The organism is Pseudoalteromonas galatheae (assembly GCF_005886105.2).
Taxonomy (GTDB): Bacteria; Pseudomonadota; Gammaproteobacteria; order Enterobacterales; family Alteromonadaceae; genus Pseudoalteromonas; species Pseudoalteromonas galatheae.
On sequence record NZ_PNCO02000001.1, the window covers coordinates 1,326,428 to 1,345,229 of the forward strand.

Genomic DNA, 18,802 nt, shown 5'->3' on the forward strand with positions numbered 1-18,802 from the left:
ATTTAGTTGTTCTAAATGAGAAATTTTTAACGAAGCTAATATGCTATTTCACCCTTCAAATTGATTAGAGAATTAATTCAATTGGTATAAGTAGCAAAGTTTTTGGTCTGCCAATAGACATGTTGATACTTTTGTGCGAGCAGAATATGGTAGCTGTGTTATCGACAAAATTTTCTCGCCTAATAATAGAACACTTAAACGTTAAGTAAATTGCTATTAGGCATTTTGCCAACCAAAAGAAGCTCCACTATGATTACTTTAAATCAGGAAATCGGAGAGCGAAAGTGCTTCCAGTTTTAATTGTTGTTTCTTCCCTGACAGTACTTGCACCTGATGAGCTGTTTAAGACATTGCGGGTTATTCAAGATTTAAACATCTCTAACCCAGCACAAGCAACTCGAGCCTATGAAGCAGTATTACCCAAACTACCAGTGCAGCCCTCAAAAGGTTTATATGAGCTACATCGAGCAGGCTTAGAGGCATCAATAAAATCAAATAATGTACGTAGAATAACTGAAATTGTGGAGCTATTTTCTGAAAGTGCTGATTGGCTTACCTATCTTCAGTCAGAGAAAGGGTTAATTGCAAACAATCTTGCGATTTATTATCGCCGCATTAATCAACCTGCTCTTGCTCAAATAAACTACGAATGTGCACTCAGGTACTCAACTCATGATCAAAGGCCCCGTATCGTTAATAATCTCGCGGTTTTATATCGAACGATGGGACAGTTAAAAGAAGCAATCAATATTTTAACACCAACATTGTCTGACGTTAAAGATGAGCAACTGGAAGCGGCACTTAACAATAACTTAGCCAATGTTTATTTTGATATGAGCAAATACCAACATGCTGCAAGACTATATAGACAAGCTTTTCTTTATCACCAAAAATCAGGGCAAGCATATGAGGCGAGTTATACCGGGTTAAATTTGTTAAACGTTTATTTGCTCGCAAATCAATGGAAAAACTATAGACGCTATAGGAATACAGTAAAAGCTCAGCTAAGTGCAGCAGAGGATAGAGAATTGTCGATTGTGTTTATGTGGCAGGAGTTAATTTTTCAAAAAAGTAGAAATGGTTTAAACCCAAAAGCAGAGCAAGTGGAGTTTCTCATGTCGACTTTACCCAAGTTGATCCAAAGTGACTACGGCAGCAACATGGAAAAATATGTTTATACACTACAGCTCCCAGAGTTGATAGCATCTTATAATACCTTGCTGTCCGAGCAGCAAAAAACATCACCTAATGTATCAACAGAGGCTCCACTGTTAGGCGTCGCGCTGTCCTGGTGTGAGAGCAATAACTCATAACAAAAACACGACTACCTCAGTAGAAAGCGGTACGGTTTTTATACTGTGAGTGGTAGAGAAATGTAGCTAAGCAATACTGGCTAGTCAGCGCCTATGACTCAACTACCCCAGAGCCAAGTCAAAGGCTATGAAAAAATTGACGACTAGAATGTCCACGCAACGTGTACTTGAGGAACAGATTCGTTAGTGTCTGTACCAAGTTTGTTGCGCCAATACTGCCATTCAATACCTAACATCAACTGGCTGTTAGGCATGCCCATCGCGTAGCCGAGATCCCATTGCAGAATTGGCTGCGCGAGCAACCAGCCTTTTACGTCATTACCAAACTCGTTCTCTCGCTCGCCAATATATTCTACGTGACCTGTGAGGTAGAACTTTTGTTCGCCTATTGTGAAAGGGTAACCCCATGCAAGATCTATCATCCAGCTATCACTTTCCTTAGGTGCACCGCCATGGCTGACCCCTTGGCTATCGTCTTGATAGAGAGTAAAAGTAGAAGAGAAAAAGTTGAATCCTTCAAAATTCCAGTTCACTTTGACACCAGGTAAGTATTTCATCACCTTAGCGTCTCCAGCTGCATTGAAGCCCATTGTTAAGCTAACGTCAGCTATAGCATCAAAAGAAGACTTAAAGTCAGCAACCTTTGACATTGAGAAACTTGAATACCACTCTCCATAAAAGTCACCATCTTGGTAGCCATCAGAGAGATCATCTTTACTGTAATCGATAAAAAAGAAGTTATCACCATAGCGATAACCTGAAGCATGTTGTAGCGAATAAACGGTTGTGGTTGCTTCATTTCTGCTAAAGGGGTTTTTAAAGTCGCCGTGGTTAACGTGTAGCTGTGTTGTGCTCCAATCAGCAGCATAGCTAAGTGAGCTAAAAGCGAGTGAGGATAAAGTAACGAGCGTATTGAGTTTCATTTATTATTAATTCGGATAACATTAAAAATGAAAGTATAACAAAAGCGCCCAAAGTTGGGCGCTTAAAATAAATAAATTATGCTTTATTACTTCTCAAGCAAATAACGCCAATGGCAGTGAACGCCAGAATAAAACAGTAATAAGATGAACTAGATACATCCCAAGGGCTGATTTTAAAAGTAGCCCCAAGTAACAGTGCCTGTGCGCCATAGGGTAAAGAGCCTTGCATAACACACGCAAAAATATCCAGTAAGCTTGCAGAACGCTTAGCTGAAATTTTTCCGTCTTCAGCTAGCTTTTTAGCAACTGGACCTGCGACAATAATACTTACAGTGTTATTTGCAATACATAGATTACTAGTTAACACTAGCGCTGCAATACCGAGTTGATCAGCAACTTGGCGGTGCCATTTTGCGATAATGCTGGTGATTTTTTGGATCTGTTTGGCTAAAAAGTCTAGGCCACCATTGATACGAATAAATTCAGATAAACCACCAATGAACATAGAGAGCAAGAAAATCTCTTGCATATCACTAAAGCCTTTATAAATATCGTTTAAGAACGCAGCGCCTTGATAGTCACCTACAAAGCCCATACAGCCGGCAAATACGATGCCACTAAAGAGCACAACAAAAACATTGATACCAATCACTGCCAAGACCAAGATAAAGGCATATGGCAAAACTAATAACCAATCAAACGGCTTGGTTTCTACAACCTGCGGCTCTGGAGTTAAAAATACCAACAACAAAACAGTCAAAAATGCAGCTGGCAGGGCTATCTTAAGGTTCTCTCTAAATTTATCTTTCATTTCACAGCCTTGGGTTCGTGTGGCTGCAATTGTGGTGTCAGAAATAATAGATAGGTTATCGCCAAACATTGCACCTGATACTATAGTGCCGGCCATAAGTGCCGGATCAATTCCGGTTTTCATCGCGACTGCAACAGCAATAGGTCCAATTGCTCCAATTGTACCCATAGAGGTTCCCATTGCAGTAGAGACGACAGCAGATATAAGAAACAAGCCGGGTAATAAAAATGCCGGAGGAATAAGTGATAAACCAGCGTTAACTACAGCGTCAACGCCGCCTGTGGCACTTGCAACTGCAGAGAAAGCACCTGCTAATAAATAGATGAGGCACATGGTGATGATATTGCTGTGTCCCGCGCCTTGAATAAAAGTTTCGACACTGCGGTTGATGGTATCTTTATTAAGTAAAAAAGCGAGAACGATGGCTGGTAAAATCGCGACAGGAGCTTTTAATTGATAAAACGCATAATCAACGCCTTGCGATTGCAAATACAATCCTGCGCCAAGAAAAATCCCTACAAAGGTCAACAGCGGCAATAGTGATAGTTTTGCCTTTGTTTGATTGTAATTTGGTTGCATAGCACTCCCCAACAATAAAGCACAGCCAATAGTTAGCTGTAAAACCGCACAACACACCTGATACCAATTGTATTAATTCTCCAACCAATTTGAAGGGTGAATTAGCATATTTGCGTCGTTAAAAATTTCTCATTTAGAACAACTAAATAGCAAAATTTTTGCCTAGCTACTAAAGCTATTTCTCCGCTTCAAAATAGCCCTTTTACTTAATGCAATTGGTATAAGATGAAAATCTCTCAACTTCAATAGGTGAGCGAGCGCGGCAGTTTATATGTTTAGACGTCTAAAGTCTAATGTTTTATTATTTTCCACTTAACTGACTATGACACACAGATACGGTAAACTCTACTCCCGCAAAAACACATTTCCATTATCCGGTTAGCCATCGTTGCTGCCTTTCGGATAATCAATATCGCAAATAAAAAGGGTAACGTATGACAAGAATAGGTATTTACGGTGCGAATGGCAGAATGGGGTTAGCATTGATAGAAGCCTGCTATTTGTCGCAAGAAGTAGAGCTGGGCAACGCTTTTGTACGAGATAGTTCACAATATCTTGATAAAGCAGTTAATCAATTGCAGCCTCAAGCAGACGCAAATATCTGTTTTAGTTCCGAGCAAAGTAAGCTTGAAAATGTTGATGTATTAATAGACTTTACTTTGCCAGAGGGTATGAAGCAGCATTTATCAGCTGCAATTGCCGCTAAAAAACCAATGGTGATTGGTACTACTGGACTGACAGCAAGTGAAATAGCGCAGTTGGCGGAAGCCGCAAAAGATATCCCAATTGTGTTTTCTCGAAACTATAGCGTTGGCATTAATCTGCTGCTTAATCTTGTACAAACAGCCGCTCAAAAGCTGGCTGACGACATGGATATTGAAATCTTTGAAGCGCATCATCGCAACAAAATAGACGCCCCCTCGGGAACCGCGCTCGCTATCGGAGAGGCAATTGCAGAAGCTAAAGGCTGGCAACATGATGATGTTGCGGTTTACGATCGAAGTCAAAATCATGAAGCGAAATCACAACAAGAAATCGGATATTCGGTCCTCAGAGCGGGTGATATAGTAGGCGAACATACAGCTTACTTCGCGACAATGGGGGAAAGGCTTGAATTAACACATAAAGCTGCGTCGAGACTGACCTTTGCATCAGGTGCTGTAAGGGCTGCGCAGTGGCTAAAAGATAAACCAGCAGGTCTTTACGATATGCAAGATGTGCTGGATTTAAAGAAGTAAGTATAACATTTTGAGGCTTTAAAACAAAAAAAGAGTTTAATGGCTTATTTTTATAATTTTTGTGATTTGTATTAGACGAAAAGGCATTCATGCTGTAGACTATAACGAATTTGCCAAAATTTTAATAACTGCGTGTTACCAAGCGCTTTGTAGACGGGATGTTGAGCGTTTTGCTTTCGCCCGTTTTTTACTATTAGGAGGTTAACTTGACTAAATCCGCTCTGTTAGTCCTTGAAGACGGCACGGTGTTTCGCGGTACTGCTATCGGTGCTGACGGTATGTCAGTCGGTGAGGTGGTATTTAATACGTCAATGACGGGGTATCAAGAGATCTTAACGGATCCTTCATACGCGGAACAAATCGTTACGCTTACTTACCCACATATCGGCAACACCGGTACTAACAGCGAAGATGAGGAAGCGGACAAGATCTGGGCAAAAGGCCTAGTGATCCGTGACTTACCACTGCTTGCGAGTAATTTCCGTAACGAACAATCATTGAGTGATTACTTGAAAGAACGCAATATCTTAGGGATCGCAGATATTGATACTCGTAAACTAACTCGCATTTTACGTGATAAAGGTGCCCAAAATGGCTGTATTATCGCAGGTGACGAAGTAGACGAGCAAAAAGCGCTAGAAGCGGCGCAAGCATTCCCTGGCTTGAAAGGGATGGATTTAGCAAAAGTAGTAACAACAGAATCTCAGTTTGAATGGCGTGAATCAAGCTGGACTCTAGGCGAGGGCTTTAAAACGCTTTCTGCTGAAGAAGAAAAATTCCATGTTGTTGCGTACGATTTTGGTGTGAAAAAGAACATTCTTAGAATGTTAGTTGATAGAGGCTGTAAGTTAACCGTTGTTCCAGCAGAAACCTCCGCTGCTGATGTACTTGCATTAAACCCTGATGGTATCTTCCTATCAAATGGTCCTGGCGACCCTGAGCCATGTACTTATGCCATTGAAGCAATCAAAGCATTTTTAGAGACAGATACACCTATTTTTGGTATTTGTTTAGGCCATCAGTTATTAGCACTCGCTTCTGGTGCGAAAACAGTAAAAATGAAGTTTGGTCACCATGGTGGTAACCACCCGGTTAAAGACTTAGATCGTGATGTTGTGATGATCACAGCACAAAACCACGGTTTTGCTGCTGACGAAGCAACGCTTCCTGATACGCTACGTGCAACGCACAAGTCACTGTTCGATGGCACACTGCAAGGTATTCACCGTACTGATAAGCCAGCGTTTAGCTTCCAAGGTCACCCTGAAGCAAGTCCTGGTCCACATGATGCGGCACCGCTATTCGACCATTTCATTGAATTAATGCAATCTCGCAACGCTTAATTAGACCGGAGTAATAATGCCAAAACGTACCGACATAAAAAGCATTCTGATTTTGGGCGCAGGTCCAATCGTTATCGGCCAAGCATGTGAATTCGATTACTCTGGTGCTCAGGCCTGTAAAGCGCTTAGAGAAGAAGGCTATAGAGTTATTCTTGTAAACTCTAACCCTGCGACTATCATGACTGACCCTGAAATGGCGGATGCGACTTACATTGAGCCTATTCACTGGGAAGTGGTAGAAAAGATCATCGAAAAAGAAAAGCCTGATGCGGTGCTACCTACTATGGGTGGCCAAACAGCACTTAACTGTGCGCTAGACCTAGATAAGCACGGTGTGCTTGCTAAACATGGCGTTGAGCTAATTGGTGCGACTGCAGATGCGATTGATAAAGCGGAAAACCGTGAGCGTTTTGATGCGGCGATGAAAAATATCGGCCTAGAATGTCCTCGCGCTGAAATTGCACACTCAATGGATGAAGCCCACGATATCTTAACTCGTATCGGGTTTCCATGTATTATTCGTCCTTCATTCACGATGGGTGGTACCGGTGGTGGTGTTGCGTATAACATGGAAGAGTTTGACGAGATCTGTACTCGTGGTCTTGATCTGTCACCAACCAATGAGCTGCTTATCGATGAAAGCCTATTAGGCTGGAAAGAATATGAGATGGAAGTGGTTCGTGACAAAAACGACAACTGTATCATCGTATGTTCAATCGAAAACTTCGACCCAATGGGCGTACACACTGGTGATTCAATCACAGTTGCGCCAGCACAAACGCTAACTGATAAAGAATATCAAATCATGCGTAACGCCTCGATGGCGGTACTTCGTGAAATTGGTGTTGAAACGGGTGGTTCAAACGTTCAGTTTGGTGTAAACCCAGTTGATGGCCGTATGGTTATCATCGAGATGAACCCACGCGTATCACGCTCTTCTGCACTTGCGTCAAAGGCTACGGGCTTCCCGATCGCTAAAATCGCAGCCAAGCTTGCCGTAGGTTACACGCTAGATGAGCTTCAAAACGACATCACAGGTGGTGCAACTCCAGCATCATTTGAGCCGTCAATCGACTACGTAGTGACTAAGATCCCTCGTTTTAACTTCGAAAAATTCGCAGGTTCAAACGACCGTCTAACTACGCAAATGAAGTCGGTTGGTGAGGTAATGGCAATTGGTCGTAACCAACAAGAGTCATTACAAAAAGCACTACGAGGTCTAGAAGTGGGTGCAACGGGTCTGAACCCGATTGTCGCATTAGATGCGCCAAACGCAAAAGAAACGATCATTCGCGAATTGCGCGAGCCAGGTGCCGAGCGTATTTGGTATATTGCCGATGCGATGCGTCATGGCATGTCTGTCGAAGAAGTATTTGAATTAACTAAGATTGACCCTTGGTACCTAGTTCAAATCGAAGACATTTTAAAAGATGAAGCGACAATCGCTGAAGTGGGAATGGCAGGTCTAAACAAAGACTTCCTGCGTCGCTTGAAACGTAAAGGTTTCTCAGATGCTCGCATTGCCGAAATCGCGGGTGTATCAGAAAAAGAAATTCGCAAGAAGCGTCACCAGCTTGAAATCCTACCGGTTTACAAGCGTGTGGACACATGTGCTGCAGAATTTAGCTCAGACACCGCTTACATGTACTCAACGTATGATGAAGAATGTGAAGCGAATCCTTCTGACAAAGACAAAATCATGGTTATCGGTGGCGGTCCTAACCGTATCGGTCAAGGCATCGAATTTGATTACTGCTGTGTACACGCAGCCCTTGCAATGCGTGAAGATGGCTATGAAACTATCATGGTTAACTGTAACCCGGAGACGGTTTCAACAGACTACGATACGTCTGATCGCCTATTCTTCGAGCCAATTACACTTGAAGACGTGCTGGAAATTGTCCGTGTTGAAAAGCCAAAAGGCGTGATCGTTCAGTACGGTGGCCAAACGCCACTGAAACTGGCAAGAGACCTTGAAGCGAATGGTGTTCCTGTAATTGGTACTTCTCCTGACGCCATTGACCGCGCAGAAGACCGTGAACGCTTCCAACAGCTAGTAGAGCGTCTAGATCTACTGCAACCAGAAAACGCAACAGTGACGTCACTAGAAGAAGCGGTTGCTAAATCACAAGAAATTGGCTTCCCACTGGTTGTTCGTCCATCATACGTACTTGGTGGTCGAGCAATGGAAATCGTGTACGATGAAGACGACTTACGTCGCTACATGACAGAAGCGGTGTCTGTTTCTAATGAAGCACCAGTGCTACTTGACCGTTTCTTGGATGATGCGATCGAAGTCGATGTAGATGCTATTTGTGACGGTGAGAACGTTATCATTGGCGGTATCATGGAACACATCGAGCAAGCGGGTGTTCACTCGGGTGACTCGGCTTGTTCATTACCAGCACACACGCTGGCGCAAGATATTCAAGACGTGATGCGTAAGCAGGTTCGCGATATGGCGCTTGAGCTAGGTGTTGTGGGTCTGATGAATACTCAGTTTGCGGTGAAAGATGGTCAAGTTTATTTGATTGAAGTTAACCCGCGTGCTGCTCGTACAGTACCATTTGTTTCAAAAGCAACAGGCGTTGCACTTGCAAAGGTTGCGGCACGTTGTATGGTTGGTCAGTCTCTTGAAAGCCAAGGTGTAACGAAGGAAGTGATTCCTCCATATTACAGTGTAAAAGAAGTGGTATTGCCATTCGCTAAGTTCCCAGGTGTTGACCCAATGCGTGGTCCAGAGATGCGCTCGACGGGTGAAGTGATGGGTGTTGGTGAAAACTTCGCCGAAGCATTCGCAAAAGCCCAATTAGGTGCATCAAACACTTTACCACGTGGCGGCCGCGCGCTACTATCTGTGCGTAATGGTGATAAGGCACGCGTAGTTGAACTAGCTAAGACAATGAAAGCAATTGGATTTGAGCTAGATGCAACGAATGGTACGGCGAAAGCGCTTGAAGAAGCGGGTATTGAAGTACGTCGCGTAAACAAAGTATTCGAAGGCCGTCCTCATATTCTTGACCGTATCAAGAATGGTGAGTATAGCTATATCGTTAATACGACCGAAGGTCGCCAAGCTATTGAGGACTCGAAGGTGTTACGTCGTGGTGCACTTCAGCATAAGACTAACTACACCACTACGCTAAATGCAGCGTTTGCAAACTGTACAGCGAATGAAGCTGACGACAGAAGTTCTGTAAACTCTGTTCAAGAACTACACCAGCGTTTGAACTAAGAAGAACAAGGCCAGAGCGTTAGCTCTGGCAATGAGTGAGATACTTATGCAATCAATTCCGATGACAGTACGAGGCGAAGAGCTGCTTCGTGATGAACTGAATCATTTAAAAAAAGTTGTTCGCCCGAAAATCGTTGCCGATATTGCAGAAGCGCGTGAACACGGTGACTTGAAAGAAAATGCTGAGTACCATGCTGCACGTGAGCAGCAAGGTTTTTGTGAAGGCCGAATTCAAGAAATTGAAGCTAAGCTTTCGACAGCACAAATCATCGACGTGACTAAAATGCAGAATAACGGCAAAGTGATTTTTGGTAGTACTGTGACTATTGTTAATGTAGATACAGACAAAGAAGTGACTTATCGTATCGTTGGTGACGACGAGGCTGATCTTAAGAACAATTTGATTTCTGTTAATTCACCGATTGCGCGTGGGTTAATCGGTAAAGAACTGGATGATACAGTGAATATTCAAACACCAAATGGTGCTGTTGAATATGAAATCATCGAAGTTGAATACAAGTAATCCTTCCTTTTAAAGCCCGGGTCTGCGGGCTTTATACTATCTCAATCTTAATCATCTTATTTCGACTTTTGCAGCTGTAATGCCGTGTAATTGCCATTTCTCAAGATTCTTATAGCTTAAGATGATGCCTGTGTATTTTTTGCTATAAACACTTTTAGGAGAAATGGATGTCATTTGAAGTCGACCAGTTTAAAACACAAGGGTTTGAATTGTTTATGTCCAGTTGGAGATCTAGGTTGGCAGGTGCTGGCGCGCGGGACCTTTCCCTGGATCAACATTATTTTTGGCGTACCATGCGTAGTCGCTTTGCGATTGACCTCAGTAAGCAGAGTGAGCTTTTGCAAGGAGTGAGCTTAGCGAGATACGATACCTATCTTATTCTAACCGCTTTGTTGTACACCAATAGCTTGTACGAAAGTTCAGATTTAATTGTTGGTTATAATCTTCCGGATCATTTTTTTACCACTAATAGTTCGGAAGCTCGGCACTGCTTTTCTCGAGAGCTACTTGATTCGCTTAAGCTTACTCAGTCATTGGTCTTAGTCGATGAATATTTTGAAAATTTTGAGTTCAATACCATTGCTTATGAAAAGCTTAATGAGGATAATCCCGTTTGGCACGATATTAGTAGCGAATTAGGCACTTTACCTAGTTTAGTAAATACCACACGCTCCGAGCACCAACTTTCCTTAAATCTATTGCATTTTGTGCCGAAACTCTTTTCTGGTAGGCAGCTTGCCGAGCAAATAAATTACTTAGCTGAGATCGAGTAGAGTGGTACACGTCTGACATAGTTTGAAACGAATTTGCTTTAGACTTTTAAAGTATACTTGTTACACTCGGATTGTTCCCAAAACCAATCAGGCACCGGTTCATAATTGGTGTTATTATGAGCCGGTATCTTTATCAGGAGAGTAACCATGAGTTTATTAAAAAGCGCATTGTTTAAGACGTTGAAAAATAAGTCTACTCAGCAAGTCGCTTCAGTGGTATTGGATAAGGCACTGAAGCAGGGAAAAGAATATCTAGATTCAAGAAACACCAGCGGTGGTAACGATACAGATGAGTTGTTGTTAGGGCTGCAGCATTTGTTAGCACAAAAACCCAATGATGGTGTTTATTCAATCACACTATCCACTTATCGAGTGAGAGTAAAAATTACTTCCGGCGCTATTTCCCATATTGATAAGATCTAATTTATTCCACTCACTGTAAATTTTTATTCCTCCTTTTCGTCAATTGGTTGGATTTTTAATCATAAAGATCAACCAATTGGATGTATGTATAAGCTACGACTTTCCCTTTGGATATCCGTTTTTAAGATTATGATGGCTTGTCCGTCGATCCACTATTCCATAAAGTTATATAAAATATATTGTATACATTGTAATTTTAGTGTTAAAAACCTATAACCCGATCGGGTTTGGATACACAACAGGAAAGGTAAATTATGAAAATTACAAAACTCACTTTGGCGTTATCTGCGATCACAGCGATAAATTCAGCCAACGCACATCAAGAATCACAGCGACTTTTTAAGCCGCTCAATGCATCGGTTCAAGTGGAAACGAACATATCTCATGGCCATGAGCATAAAGCTTTGAATGATAGAGCACCCGTTGCACACACACCAACAAGAAGCGTGCCGCTGCTATCTGCTAAGCACACACCATTATTGCAAGCGATGGCAGTTAGCGAGAGAGAAGCAATTGCTGCATGTGATTTAAACAGCTTAGCAAGTGCGAGCAGTAGCCAAATTGTTACTGAAATAAAGCAACAGGGCACGAGCTGTATCAATGCTTTATTCTCCGCTGACAGCAGCATCCAAACGCAAGTGTTCACGTCAGATAAAATGTATGCTGCGGCGCAAAATGCTAAGTCGCTTTCGCAAAGCTATACAGGCAACGGCAGTGCCGATCTCGAAGCGCTTTATTTGTTTATTCGCGCTGGCTTTTATGTTGAGTTTTACAATGATCAGGTAACTTTCGCCACTTGGGTTAAGCCTGCGGTGAAAGATGCGTTGGATGCTTTTGTTAGCAATAGCCATTTCTACGACGACAATGATGCCCATGGTAAAGTACTTGGTGAGGCTATTACTACAATGGACTCATCGGAACTACAAGGGCACTATCTGCCTGTCGTAAAAGCATGGTTATCTAAATGGAATGAAAGCTACGCTCAAAAGTGGAATATGCGCAGTGCGGTAAACGGCATTTTCACTATCTTATATCGTGGTCAGTGGAATGATAACTTTGTCGCTTTGGTTAAAAACGATCAACAATTGGTAAGTTTACTGGGGAGCTTTACCGAACAAACTTGGATGGTAAATTCTGACTCTGAATATCTAATCATCAATGCAGCAAGCGAATTGGCTCGACTTAAACTGTACAATGGTGCAGCTATTCAAGAGTCAGTCGACACGCAATTAACTGCTTTATTCTCGCGTTACAACAGTTATGGTTTTGGCGATGGTGTCTGGTTAGCTGCGGCTGATGTCGCGACCTATTATGCTGATTGTGGTCAGTTTGGTATTTGTAATTTTGATAAAGAACTTGAGACAAAAGTACTTTCTCAACAACATAGTTGTAGCGATACAATAAAGATTAGAGCACAAGCGCTTACTACTCAGCAATTGACTTCAGCTTGTCAAACTATGGAAGCGGAAGAAGTGCGATTCCACACCATGCTGGAAACAGGCCGCTTACCGGTTGCCGATGACAACAATGATTTTCTGCAAGTGAATATCTTTAATAGCAGTGCGGACTATAAAAAATATGCCAAAGCCATTTTTAAGATCAGCACCGACAACGGTGGTATGTATTTAGAAGGTAATCCCAGCGATGTAAATAACGTTGCTAATTTCGTTGCATACGAGGCCAGTTATGCAAAGCCGGATCATTACATCTGGAACTTAGAGCATGAATACGTCCATTACCTTGATGGGCGCTTTGATCTTTATGGTGACTTTAATGCACCAACTAAACCTATCGTCTGGTGGAGCGAGGGGGTGGCTGAGTACATTGCAAACCTCAATGATAATCAAGCTGCAATAGACACAATCAAAGATGGTTCAGCATATACGCTTGCCGAAATATTCAGCACCACGTATGACGGTTTTGATCAAGATAGAATTTACCGTTGGGGTTATTTAGGGGTGAGATTCCTGTATGAAAAGCACTTTGATGAAGTGCTCGCAATGCGACAGGAAACGAGACAAGCAAATTGGAATGCGTACCAAGCTCGTATGGACCGACTCGCATCACAGTATCAATCAGAGTTTGTTCAATGGTGTAATGCGCTTGCCACTGGTGGTCAGAATAACGCGCCGACTTCAGAGATTAATGGCCCTTACTCCGGTGACGTCAATCAAGCGATACTATTTTCAAGCCAAGGTAGTGTCGATCCTGATGGCGACGCGCTCACTTATTTGTGGCGCTTTGGTGATGGTAGTCAAAGTAATGAAGCCAATCCCACGCACAGATATGCACAAGCAGGCGAGTATCAAATTAGCTTAACAGTAAGTGACCCTAGCGGATTGAATCACACTAGTAATACAGTGACTACAGTAAGTGCAACGACTTCAAACAAACTACAGTCTGGCGTACCTGTCACAGTTGCTGGCGAGCAAGATGAACAAGTTGCGTTTTCAATTGATGTTGCTGCTGGCACCGATAAGTTAGTCATTCGCACGTCTGGAGGTAACGGTGATGCCGATCTTTACGTTAAGTTAGGGTCGGCGCCAACGTTCAGCGATTATGATTGTAGACCATACCAATCAGGTAACGAAGAGATATGTGAGATCACCACACCTACCGCTGGCACCTATTACATTATGTTGTATGGCTATAACCGCTTCGAAAATGTGCAATTGTTAGGAGAAATCGTAACAACTTCAACAATAGCGGACGTATGTCAGTCGCAGGGCAGTGTCTCTAATGGTAGATTGGTAGCAGGTGAAACGATTTGCCTTGGAAGTCAAGAGCCTATGTGGTTTAGCCTTGAGAACGTAAGTGGTCAACAATCGGTGGTGATCAAAACCGCGCATGGTAGTGGTGATCTTGGTCTGGAATACAGCAATTCAGGGTGGCCGAATGGCACAAATGTGGATGCAAGCTCCTTCAATCAAGGTAATCAGGAGTGCATTGAAATAAGTGCGCAATCTCAATATTGGGGATACCTAAAAGTGTCGGGCGCACCGACGGGAGCTGCGCTGAAAGTCTCTTATAATAAAGGTGATTGTCAGTAACTGTTCAATATTAAGCTTAAATTGATGAAGGCAATTGAAAAGGTGAGTTAGATCACAGATATTACTTGTTAATAATTTGTTTTTGTTATATTTTTGTGAAGTGAAGGGGCCTTTGGTCCCTTTACTTATTGTAAAAACATGCAAAAGGAATTAACTGATGTGCCAAGAAGGAGCTAGGCTGTATTAGACTGTATGAAAAGTTTAGGGTATACACGAGGCGCTCAGTGTTAAAACAGTATTGTATTGCCATTACTACTTTGTTAATGCTGGCCTTTTCAGTGAAAGCCACAGAAACACAAATTCTCTATATATATCACGATAAACCACCCTATGTTATTGATCTAGAGTCCCAAAAAGGCCTCTATTTTGATTTAGCCAAATTAATTAATGCAGTACAAAAAGACGTACGGGTAGAAGTACGGTTTGTACCACGCAAACGCTTAGATAAGCAACTCGAACGACAAACGTTTCAAGGCTTCATATTAGGGGTAAATCCAGCTTGGTTTGATGACCGAAAAAAACAAAAATATTTGTGGAGTAGCCCGTTAATGTATGACACGGACGAATTTGTTTCGCATATAGATCAACCGTTCGAATATTATCACCCCAGCTCTTTGTATGGAAATCAGGTTGGCGCTATTGCTGGATACTATTATCGACACCTAGATCAGGGAATGGAGCAATCCAATATCCAGCGAGTGAACGTAAATTCCGAAGAAGCGCTGTTGGAAATTGTCCTAAAAAAGCGGGTGAGTATTGCGATCGTCAGTCGGTCTACGACAGAATATCTTATTGCTAAAAATGGATGGAAGAGAGTGTTTCACTTTTCACAAAATCCGCACGAAACCTATTTCAGAGCGATATTGGCGCCTAAAAGTTCTGTATCGGACTTTGAGGCGCTACAGCTGGTGCTAGATTCCAAGCCCTTCAAAAAACAACTGGTGAAATTGCTTAAAAGCTATCATCTTGTCTATTGAGCGATTGGGGGCTAATTTTATTTAAATCAGTTACATCGCTCAGGCGCTTGAGTGATTACCAACTGCCAGTGTTGTCCATTGACTGCCAAGGCTCAGCTGGAGGCAATGCATCACCTTGCTGCAGTAACTCGATAGAAATTCCATCTGGAGATTTTACAAATGCCATATGGCCACAGCGCGGTGGTCTGTTGATCACGACTCCGGCATCTTGCAGTTTTTGGCAAAGTGCATAAATGTTCTCTACGGCAAAGGCCAAGTGACCAAAATTTCGTCCCCCCGTGTATTCTTCCGGATCCCAATTATAGGTAAGTTCGATAGTAGGAGAAAAGCTTTGCTGCGCTTGTTCAACTTGATCAGGGGCGGCAAGATAAACCAGACTAAAGCGACCTTGCTCACTGTCATAACGTTTCACTTCAACGAGGCCCAATAGCTCGCAATAAAACTTCATTGACTCATTAAGGTCACGGACTCGCACCATAGTGTGTAAGTATTTCATTATGTAATCCATTTAGACTCTAGTTGATAAATTTTAAAGTGTTCTACATCAGATTGGAAGGTCAACAGACTTTGACGCTTAACAGTGGCGATAAACGTGCTTTATGAGCCGAAAAGAAGTACAAGAACCTGTTCCTATATAGCTTCAAACAATACTGAATATTAGATTAATATTTTGTTATTTATCATGTTTTTATAAAATTTCATGATATTTTTCGTTGCCCTTTGCTTTAAGCAGATGATTGATTTAGGATCAGACTTTATAGTCAAAAAACATGGACATTATGATCATCAGGCTGATCCTTATTGCACTGTTTTGTTTTGCCATGACGGCAAAAGCAGTAGAAGTTCAAAATTTATATGAAGCCTCGCTGAGTGTTAACGACAAATCTCGCGCAACACGAGCGCAAGCGAGCCAACAGGCATTATTAAAAGTGTTGCAAAAGCTCACGGGTAAAGCCGATGATTTTTCTCACCCTTCTATCCAAGCGAGCCTTAAGCGTATTTCAGATTACATGCTGAGGTATGAATATTATGATCGACAAGGTGTAACTAAAATAAAGGTGGAGTTTGAGCCTGGTAAGGTCGAAGATTTGGTTAGAGAAGCTGGCTTACCGCTTTGGGGCAACCGCCGTCCTATGGTCGCGATATGGATGGTGATTGAAGATAACTTCCGCCGAGAGTTTGTTACGCAAGAAAGCTACCCTCAACTCGAACGCTTGATTTATGACACAGCAGACGAATGGGGTGTGCCAGTCGTCGTCCCTTTGATGGATCTTGAAGATCGCAGCAATGTGAGTATCGCAGAGGTATGGGGAAACTTTTCTAACGAAGTTGAGGAAGCGTCATTGCGTTATGAGGCGGAGCGCGTTATCACTGCACGTTTGTTTCAGCCTGCCCATACAAATTCTTGGCAGTTAGACTGGCGCTACACTGATGCCGAATATTTTGAGCCTGAGCAATATGTTGGTGACAAGCAGCAAGTTATCATTGATATGGTGAATCAGCTATCTAGTACCTTAGCTCAGAAGTATGTTATCGATCCTAATCTTACTTTAGAGGCCCATCGAACTGAAATTGTCGTCGAGCAATTACGGTCATTTTCGGATGTAGAAATGGCTAAGCGTCGTTTGCTATCCATGAGTACGGTGGTGGATGTCGATGTGATCTACCGTGCGAAAACAGCGGTGAAGTTTGCAATTGAACATACCTCAAGCACAACAGACTTGCGTAAAACGATTGCATTGGAGCAAAGCTTTAAGGCGTATGAAGACCCAAGAGCTTATTATCAAATTGCAGACGAAAATAACCTTAAATACAATTGGGTGGGCAAATAGGATGGAATCGCCACGTCAAATGGCGTTGCCAGTGACACTGCCAGATGACGAAACCTTTGCCTCTTATTTTGGTGGCGAAGCGTCATTGGAAGTAAGTCACTTAAAAAATGGCCTTGCCCGTCGTTTAACTGGTTTTCAGTACACTTACCTGTGTGGATTAGCAGACTCTGGCAAGTCGCACTTGCTTTATGCCACGTGCATTGAAGCGCAAGAGCTTGGGCTTTCAACTATCTTATTGTCTATGCGAGAAGTGTTGGATTTTGGTCCGTTAGTGTTAGATGGGCTCGATGCACTGGATGTAGTTTGTATAGACGATGTGCATTTGGTTGCAGGAGATGAAGCGTGGGAAAAAGCCTTATTTAACTTTTTCAATCGTTTTAATGAAAAAGGCAAATGCCTAGTGGTCACTGCCGATCTGTTACCCAACATGCTGAATTTGTCACTGCCAGACTTAGAATCGCGCCTAACCTGGGGAACGACCTTTCAGATCCGCTCGATGAGTGACGATGATAAAGCCGAAGCCTTAGTAAAAAGAGCGCATATGCGTGGCCTTGAACTATCCGATGAATGTGCGCGATTTTTGCTCACGAGATTGAGTCGTGATATGCGTGCGTTACTTGATGTATTGGATAAACTCGATCACGCATCCATGGCTGCGCAAAGAAAGTTAACAATTCCTTTTATAAAAGCCACTTTAAAGCTGTAACAGGGCTAGAATATCGCCTTGCAATTCAGTTATCATAAGAGATTAAATAACAGCAAATTACCTCAGCAAAGATCAGGTAGACAATGAATTTAGAAAATATTTTAGCGCAAGCGCTTGAAGCCGTTGAGCAGGCAAGCGAAATTGCGCACCTTGAGGAAGTTAGAATTAACTACCTTGGTAAAAAAGGTGAGATCACAGGTCTTCTTAAAACGCTAGGCAAACTAGCACCAGAAGAGCGTAAAGACGCAGGTCAGGTGATTAACCAAGCGAAGACCCAAGTACAAGATGCGATTACGGTAAAACGTGAAGCGTTAGCCAATGCTGCACTTGAGCAGAAGCTAGCAGCTGAGACAATTGATGTGACGTTGCCGGGTCGTACAATGCCAGCTGGTGGTCTTCACCCAGTTACTCGCACCATTGAGCGTATTGAGCAGTTTTTTGGTGAGCTAGGATTTGCTGTTAAATCTGGCCCAGAGGTTGAAGATGACTTTCATAACTTTGATGCGCTAAATATTCCAGAGCACCACCCTGCGCGTGCCGATCATGATACTTTCTACTTCAATCCTAAATTGGTACTACGTACACAAACCAGTGGCGTTCAGATCCGTACTATGGAAGCTGAGCAGCCACCTTTACGTATTATCTCACCAGGTCGTGTATACCGTAACGATTACGATCAAACACATACGCCAATGTTCCACCAAGTTGAAGGCTTGATGGTAGACACTAACGTAAGCTTTACAGAACTTAAAGGGATTTTGCACGATTTCCTACGCAACTTCTTTGAAGAAGATATGGAAATCCGTTTCCGTCCTTCATACTTTCCGTTTACAGAACCTTCTGCTGAGGTAGATGTAAAAGGTAAAAATGGTAAATGGCTTGAAGTACTAGGCTGCGGCATGGTGCACCCTAACGTATTGCGATCGGTAGGCATTGACCCTGAAAAATACACTGGTTTCGCCTTCGGTATGGGGGTTGAGCGTTTGACGATGTTACGTTACGGCGTAACTGACTTAAGAGCTTTCTTCGAAAACGACTTAAAATTCCTAAACCAATTCAGATAAGAGCGACAAAAG

The 18,802-nt window shown here is 42.6% G+C and carries 15 protein-coding genes; 12 read left to right on the top strand and 3 right to left on the bottom strand.

Translation table 11 applies throughout. From position 1 onward, the window contains the following. Nucleotides 1–284 precede the first annotated feature (284 nt). Nucleotides 285–1,313, top strand: coding sequence for a tetratricopeptide repeat protein (locus CWC29_RS05825; protein WP_239966900.1), 1,029 nt, complete (start codon nucleotides 285–287; stop codon nucleotides 1,311–1,313). 143 nt (nucleotides 1,314–1,456) lie between these two features. On the opposite strand, the gene CWC29_RS05830 is transcribed toward CWC29_RS05825, so the two are convergent. Continuing rightward, entirely contained in the window at nucleotides 1,457–2,236 is a 780-nt protein-coding gene (locus CWC29_RS05830; protein ID WP_138524998.1) for a nucleoside-binding protein, read from the bottom strand. 76 nt (nucleotides 2,237–2,312) lie between these two features. Further along, complete coding sequence (locus tag CWC29_RS05835) at nucleotides 2,313–3,626, bottom strand: Na+/H+ antiporter NhaC family protein (protein ID WP_138524996.1); 1,314 nt, start codon at nucleotides 3,624–3,626, stop codon at nucleotides 2,313–2,315. Between the two features lie 434 nt (nucleotides 3,627–4,060). On the opposite strand from CWC29_RS05835, the gene dapB reads away from it, so the two are divergent. The 8 genes from dapB to CWC29_RS05875 all read left to right on the top strand — a co-directional run bounded on the left by dapB (nucleotide 4,061) and on the right by CWC29_RS05875 (nucleotide 15,188). Further along, nucleotides 4,061–4,864: a 4-hydroxy-tetrahydrodipicolinate reductase gene (gene dapB / locus CWC29_RS05840; RefSeq protein WP_138522303.1), complete on the top strand. Its 804-nt coding sequence runs from the start codon at nucleotides 4,061–4,063 to the stop codon at nucleotides 4,862–4,864. A 206-nt stretch (nucleotides 4,865–5,070) separates the two neighbouring features. After that, nucleotides 5,071–6,207, top strand: coding sequence for a glutamine-hydrolyzing carbamoyl-phosphate synthase small subunit (gene carA, locus CWC29_RS05845; protein WP_010377970.1), 1,137 nt, complete (start codon nucleotides 5,071–5,073; stop codon nucleotides 6,205–6,207). A gap of 16 nt (nucleotides 6,208–6,223) precedes the next feature. After that, nucleotides 6,224–9,442 (top strand): carbamoyl-phosphate synthase large subunit, encoded by a 3,219-nt coding sequence (carB, locus tag CWC29_RS05850; protein ID WP_128728350.1) that lies wholly within the window; start codon nucleotides 6,224–6,226, stop codon nucleotides 9,440–9,442. 46 nt (nucleotides 9,443–9,488) lie between these two features. Next, nucleotides 9,489–9,965 (top strand): transcription elongation factor GreA, encoded by a 477-nt coding sequence (gene greA / locus CWC29_RS05855; protein ID WP_010377973.1) that lies wholly within the window; start codon nucleotides 9,489–9,491, stop codon nucleotides 9,963–9,965. 167 nt (nucleotides 9,966–10,132) lie between these two features. Continuing rightward, nucleotides 10,133–10,738: a hypothetical protein gene (locus tag CWC29_RS05860; RefSeq protein WP_128728349.1), complete on the top strand. Its 606-nt coding sequence runs from the start codon at nucleotides 10,133–10,135 to the stop codon at nucleotides 10,736–10,738. A 147-nt stretch (nucleotides 10,739–10,885) separates the two neighbouring features. Continuing rightward, on the top strand, nucleotides 10,886–11,161 hold the full coding sequence (locus tag CWC29_RS05865) for a hypothetical protein (protein WP_128728348.1): 276 nt from the start codon (nucleotides 10,886–10,888) through the stop codon (nucleotides 11,159–11,161). A 251-nt stretch (nucleotides 11,162–11,412) separates the two neighbouring features. After that, on the top strand, nucleotides 11,413–14,211 hold the full coding sequence (locus CWC29_RS05870; RefSeq protein ID WP_128728347.1) for a collagenase: 2,799 nt from the start codon (nucleotides 11,413–11,415) through the stop codon (nucleotides 14,209–14,211). 224 nt (nucleotides 14,212–14,435) lie between these two features. Then, nucleotides 14,436–15,188, top strand: coding sequence for a substrate-binding periplasmic protein (locus CWC29_RS05875; protein ID WP_138522305.1), 753 nt, complete (start codon nucleotides 14,436–14,438; stop codon nucleotides 15,186–15,188). Between the two features lie 55 nt (nucleotides 15,189–15,243). Here the strand turns inward: CWC29_RS05875 and CWC29_RS05880 are convergent, their stop codons facing one another. Further along, the gene (locus CWC29_RS05880) at nucleotides 15,244–15,684 is read right to left on the bottom strand and encodes a VOC family protein (protein ID WP_128728345.1); all 441 of its coding nucleotides are present in this window, start codon (nucleotides 15,682–15,684) and stop codon (nucleotides 15,244–15,246) included. Between the two features lie 274 nt (nucleotides 15,685–15,958). Here CWC29_RS05880 and CWC29_RS05885 point away from each other — a divergent pair, with 274 nt between their 5' ends. From CWC29_RS05885 to pheS, 3 genes are all read left to right on the top strand, one after another. Continuing rightward, nucleotides 15,959–17,020, top strand: coding sequence for a DUF2066 domain-containing protein (locus CWC29_RS05885; protein WP_128728344.1), 1,062 nt, complete (start codon nucleotides 15,959–15,961; stop codon nucleotides 17,018–17,020). Nucleotide 17,021: 1 nt separating this feature from the next. Next, nucleotides 17,022–17,726, top strand: a complete 705-nt coding sequence (gene hda / locus CWC29_RS05890; RefSeq protein ID WP_117332898.1) for a DnaA inactivator Hda — start codon at nucleotides 17,022–17,024, stop codon at nucleotides 17,724–17,726. Between the two features lie 83 nt (nucleotides 17,727–17,809). Next, nucleotides 17,810–18,790 carry a phenylalanine--tRNA ligase subunit alpha gene (gene pheS / locus CWC29_RS05895; protein WP_128728343.1) on the top strand — a complete coding sequence of 327 codons (981 nt, stop codon included), beginning with the start codon at nucleotides 17,810–17,812 and terminating at the stop codon, nucleotides 18,788–18,790. Nucleotides 18,791–18,802: the final 12 nt, after the last annotated feature.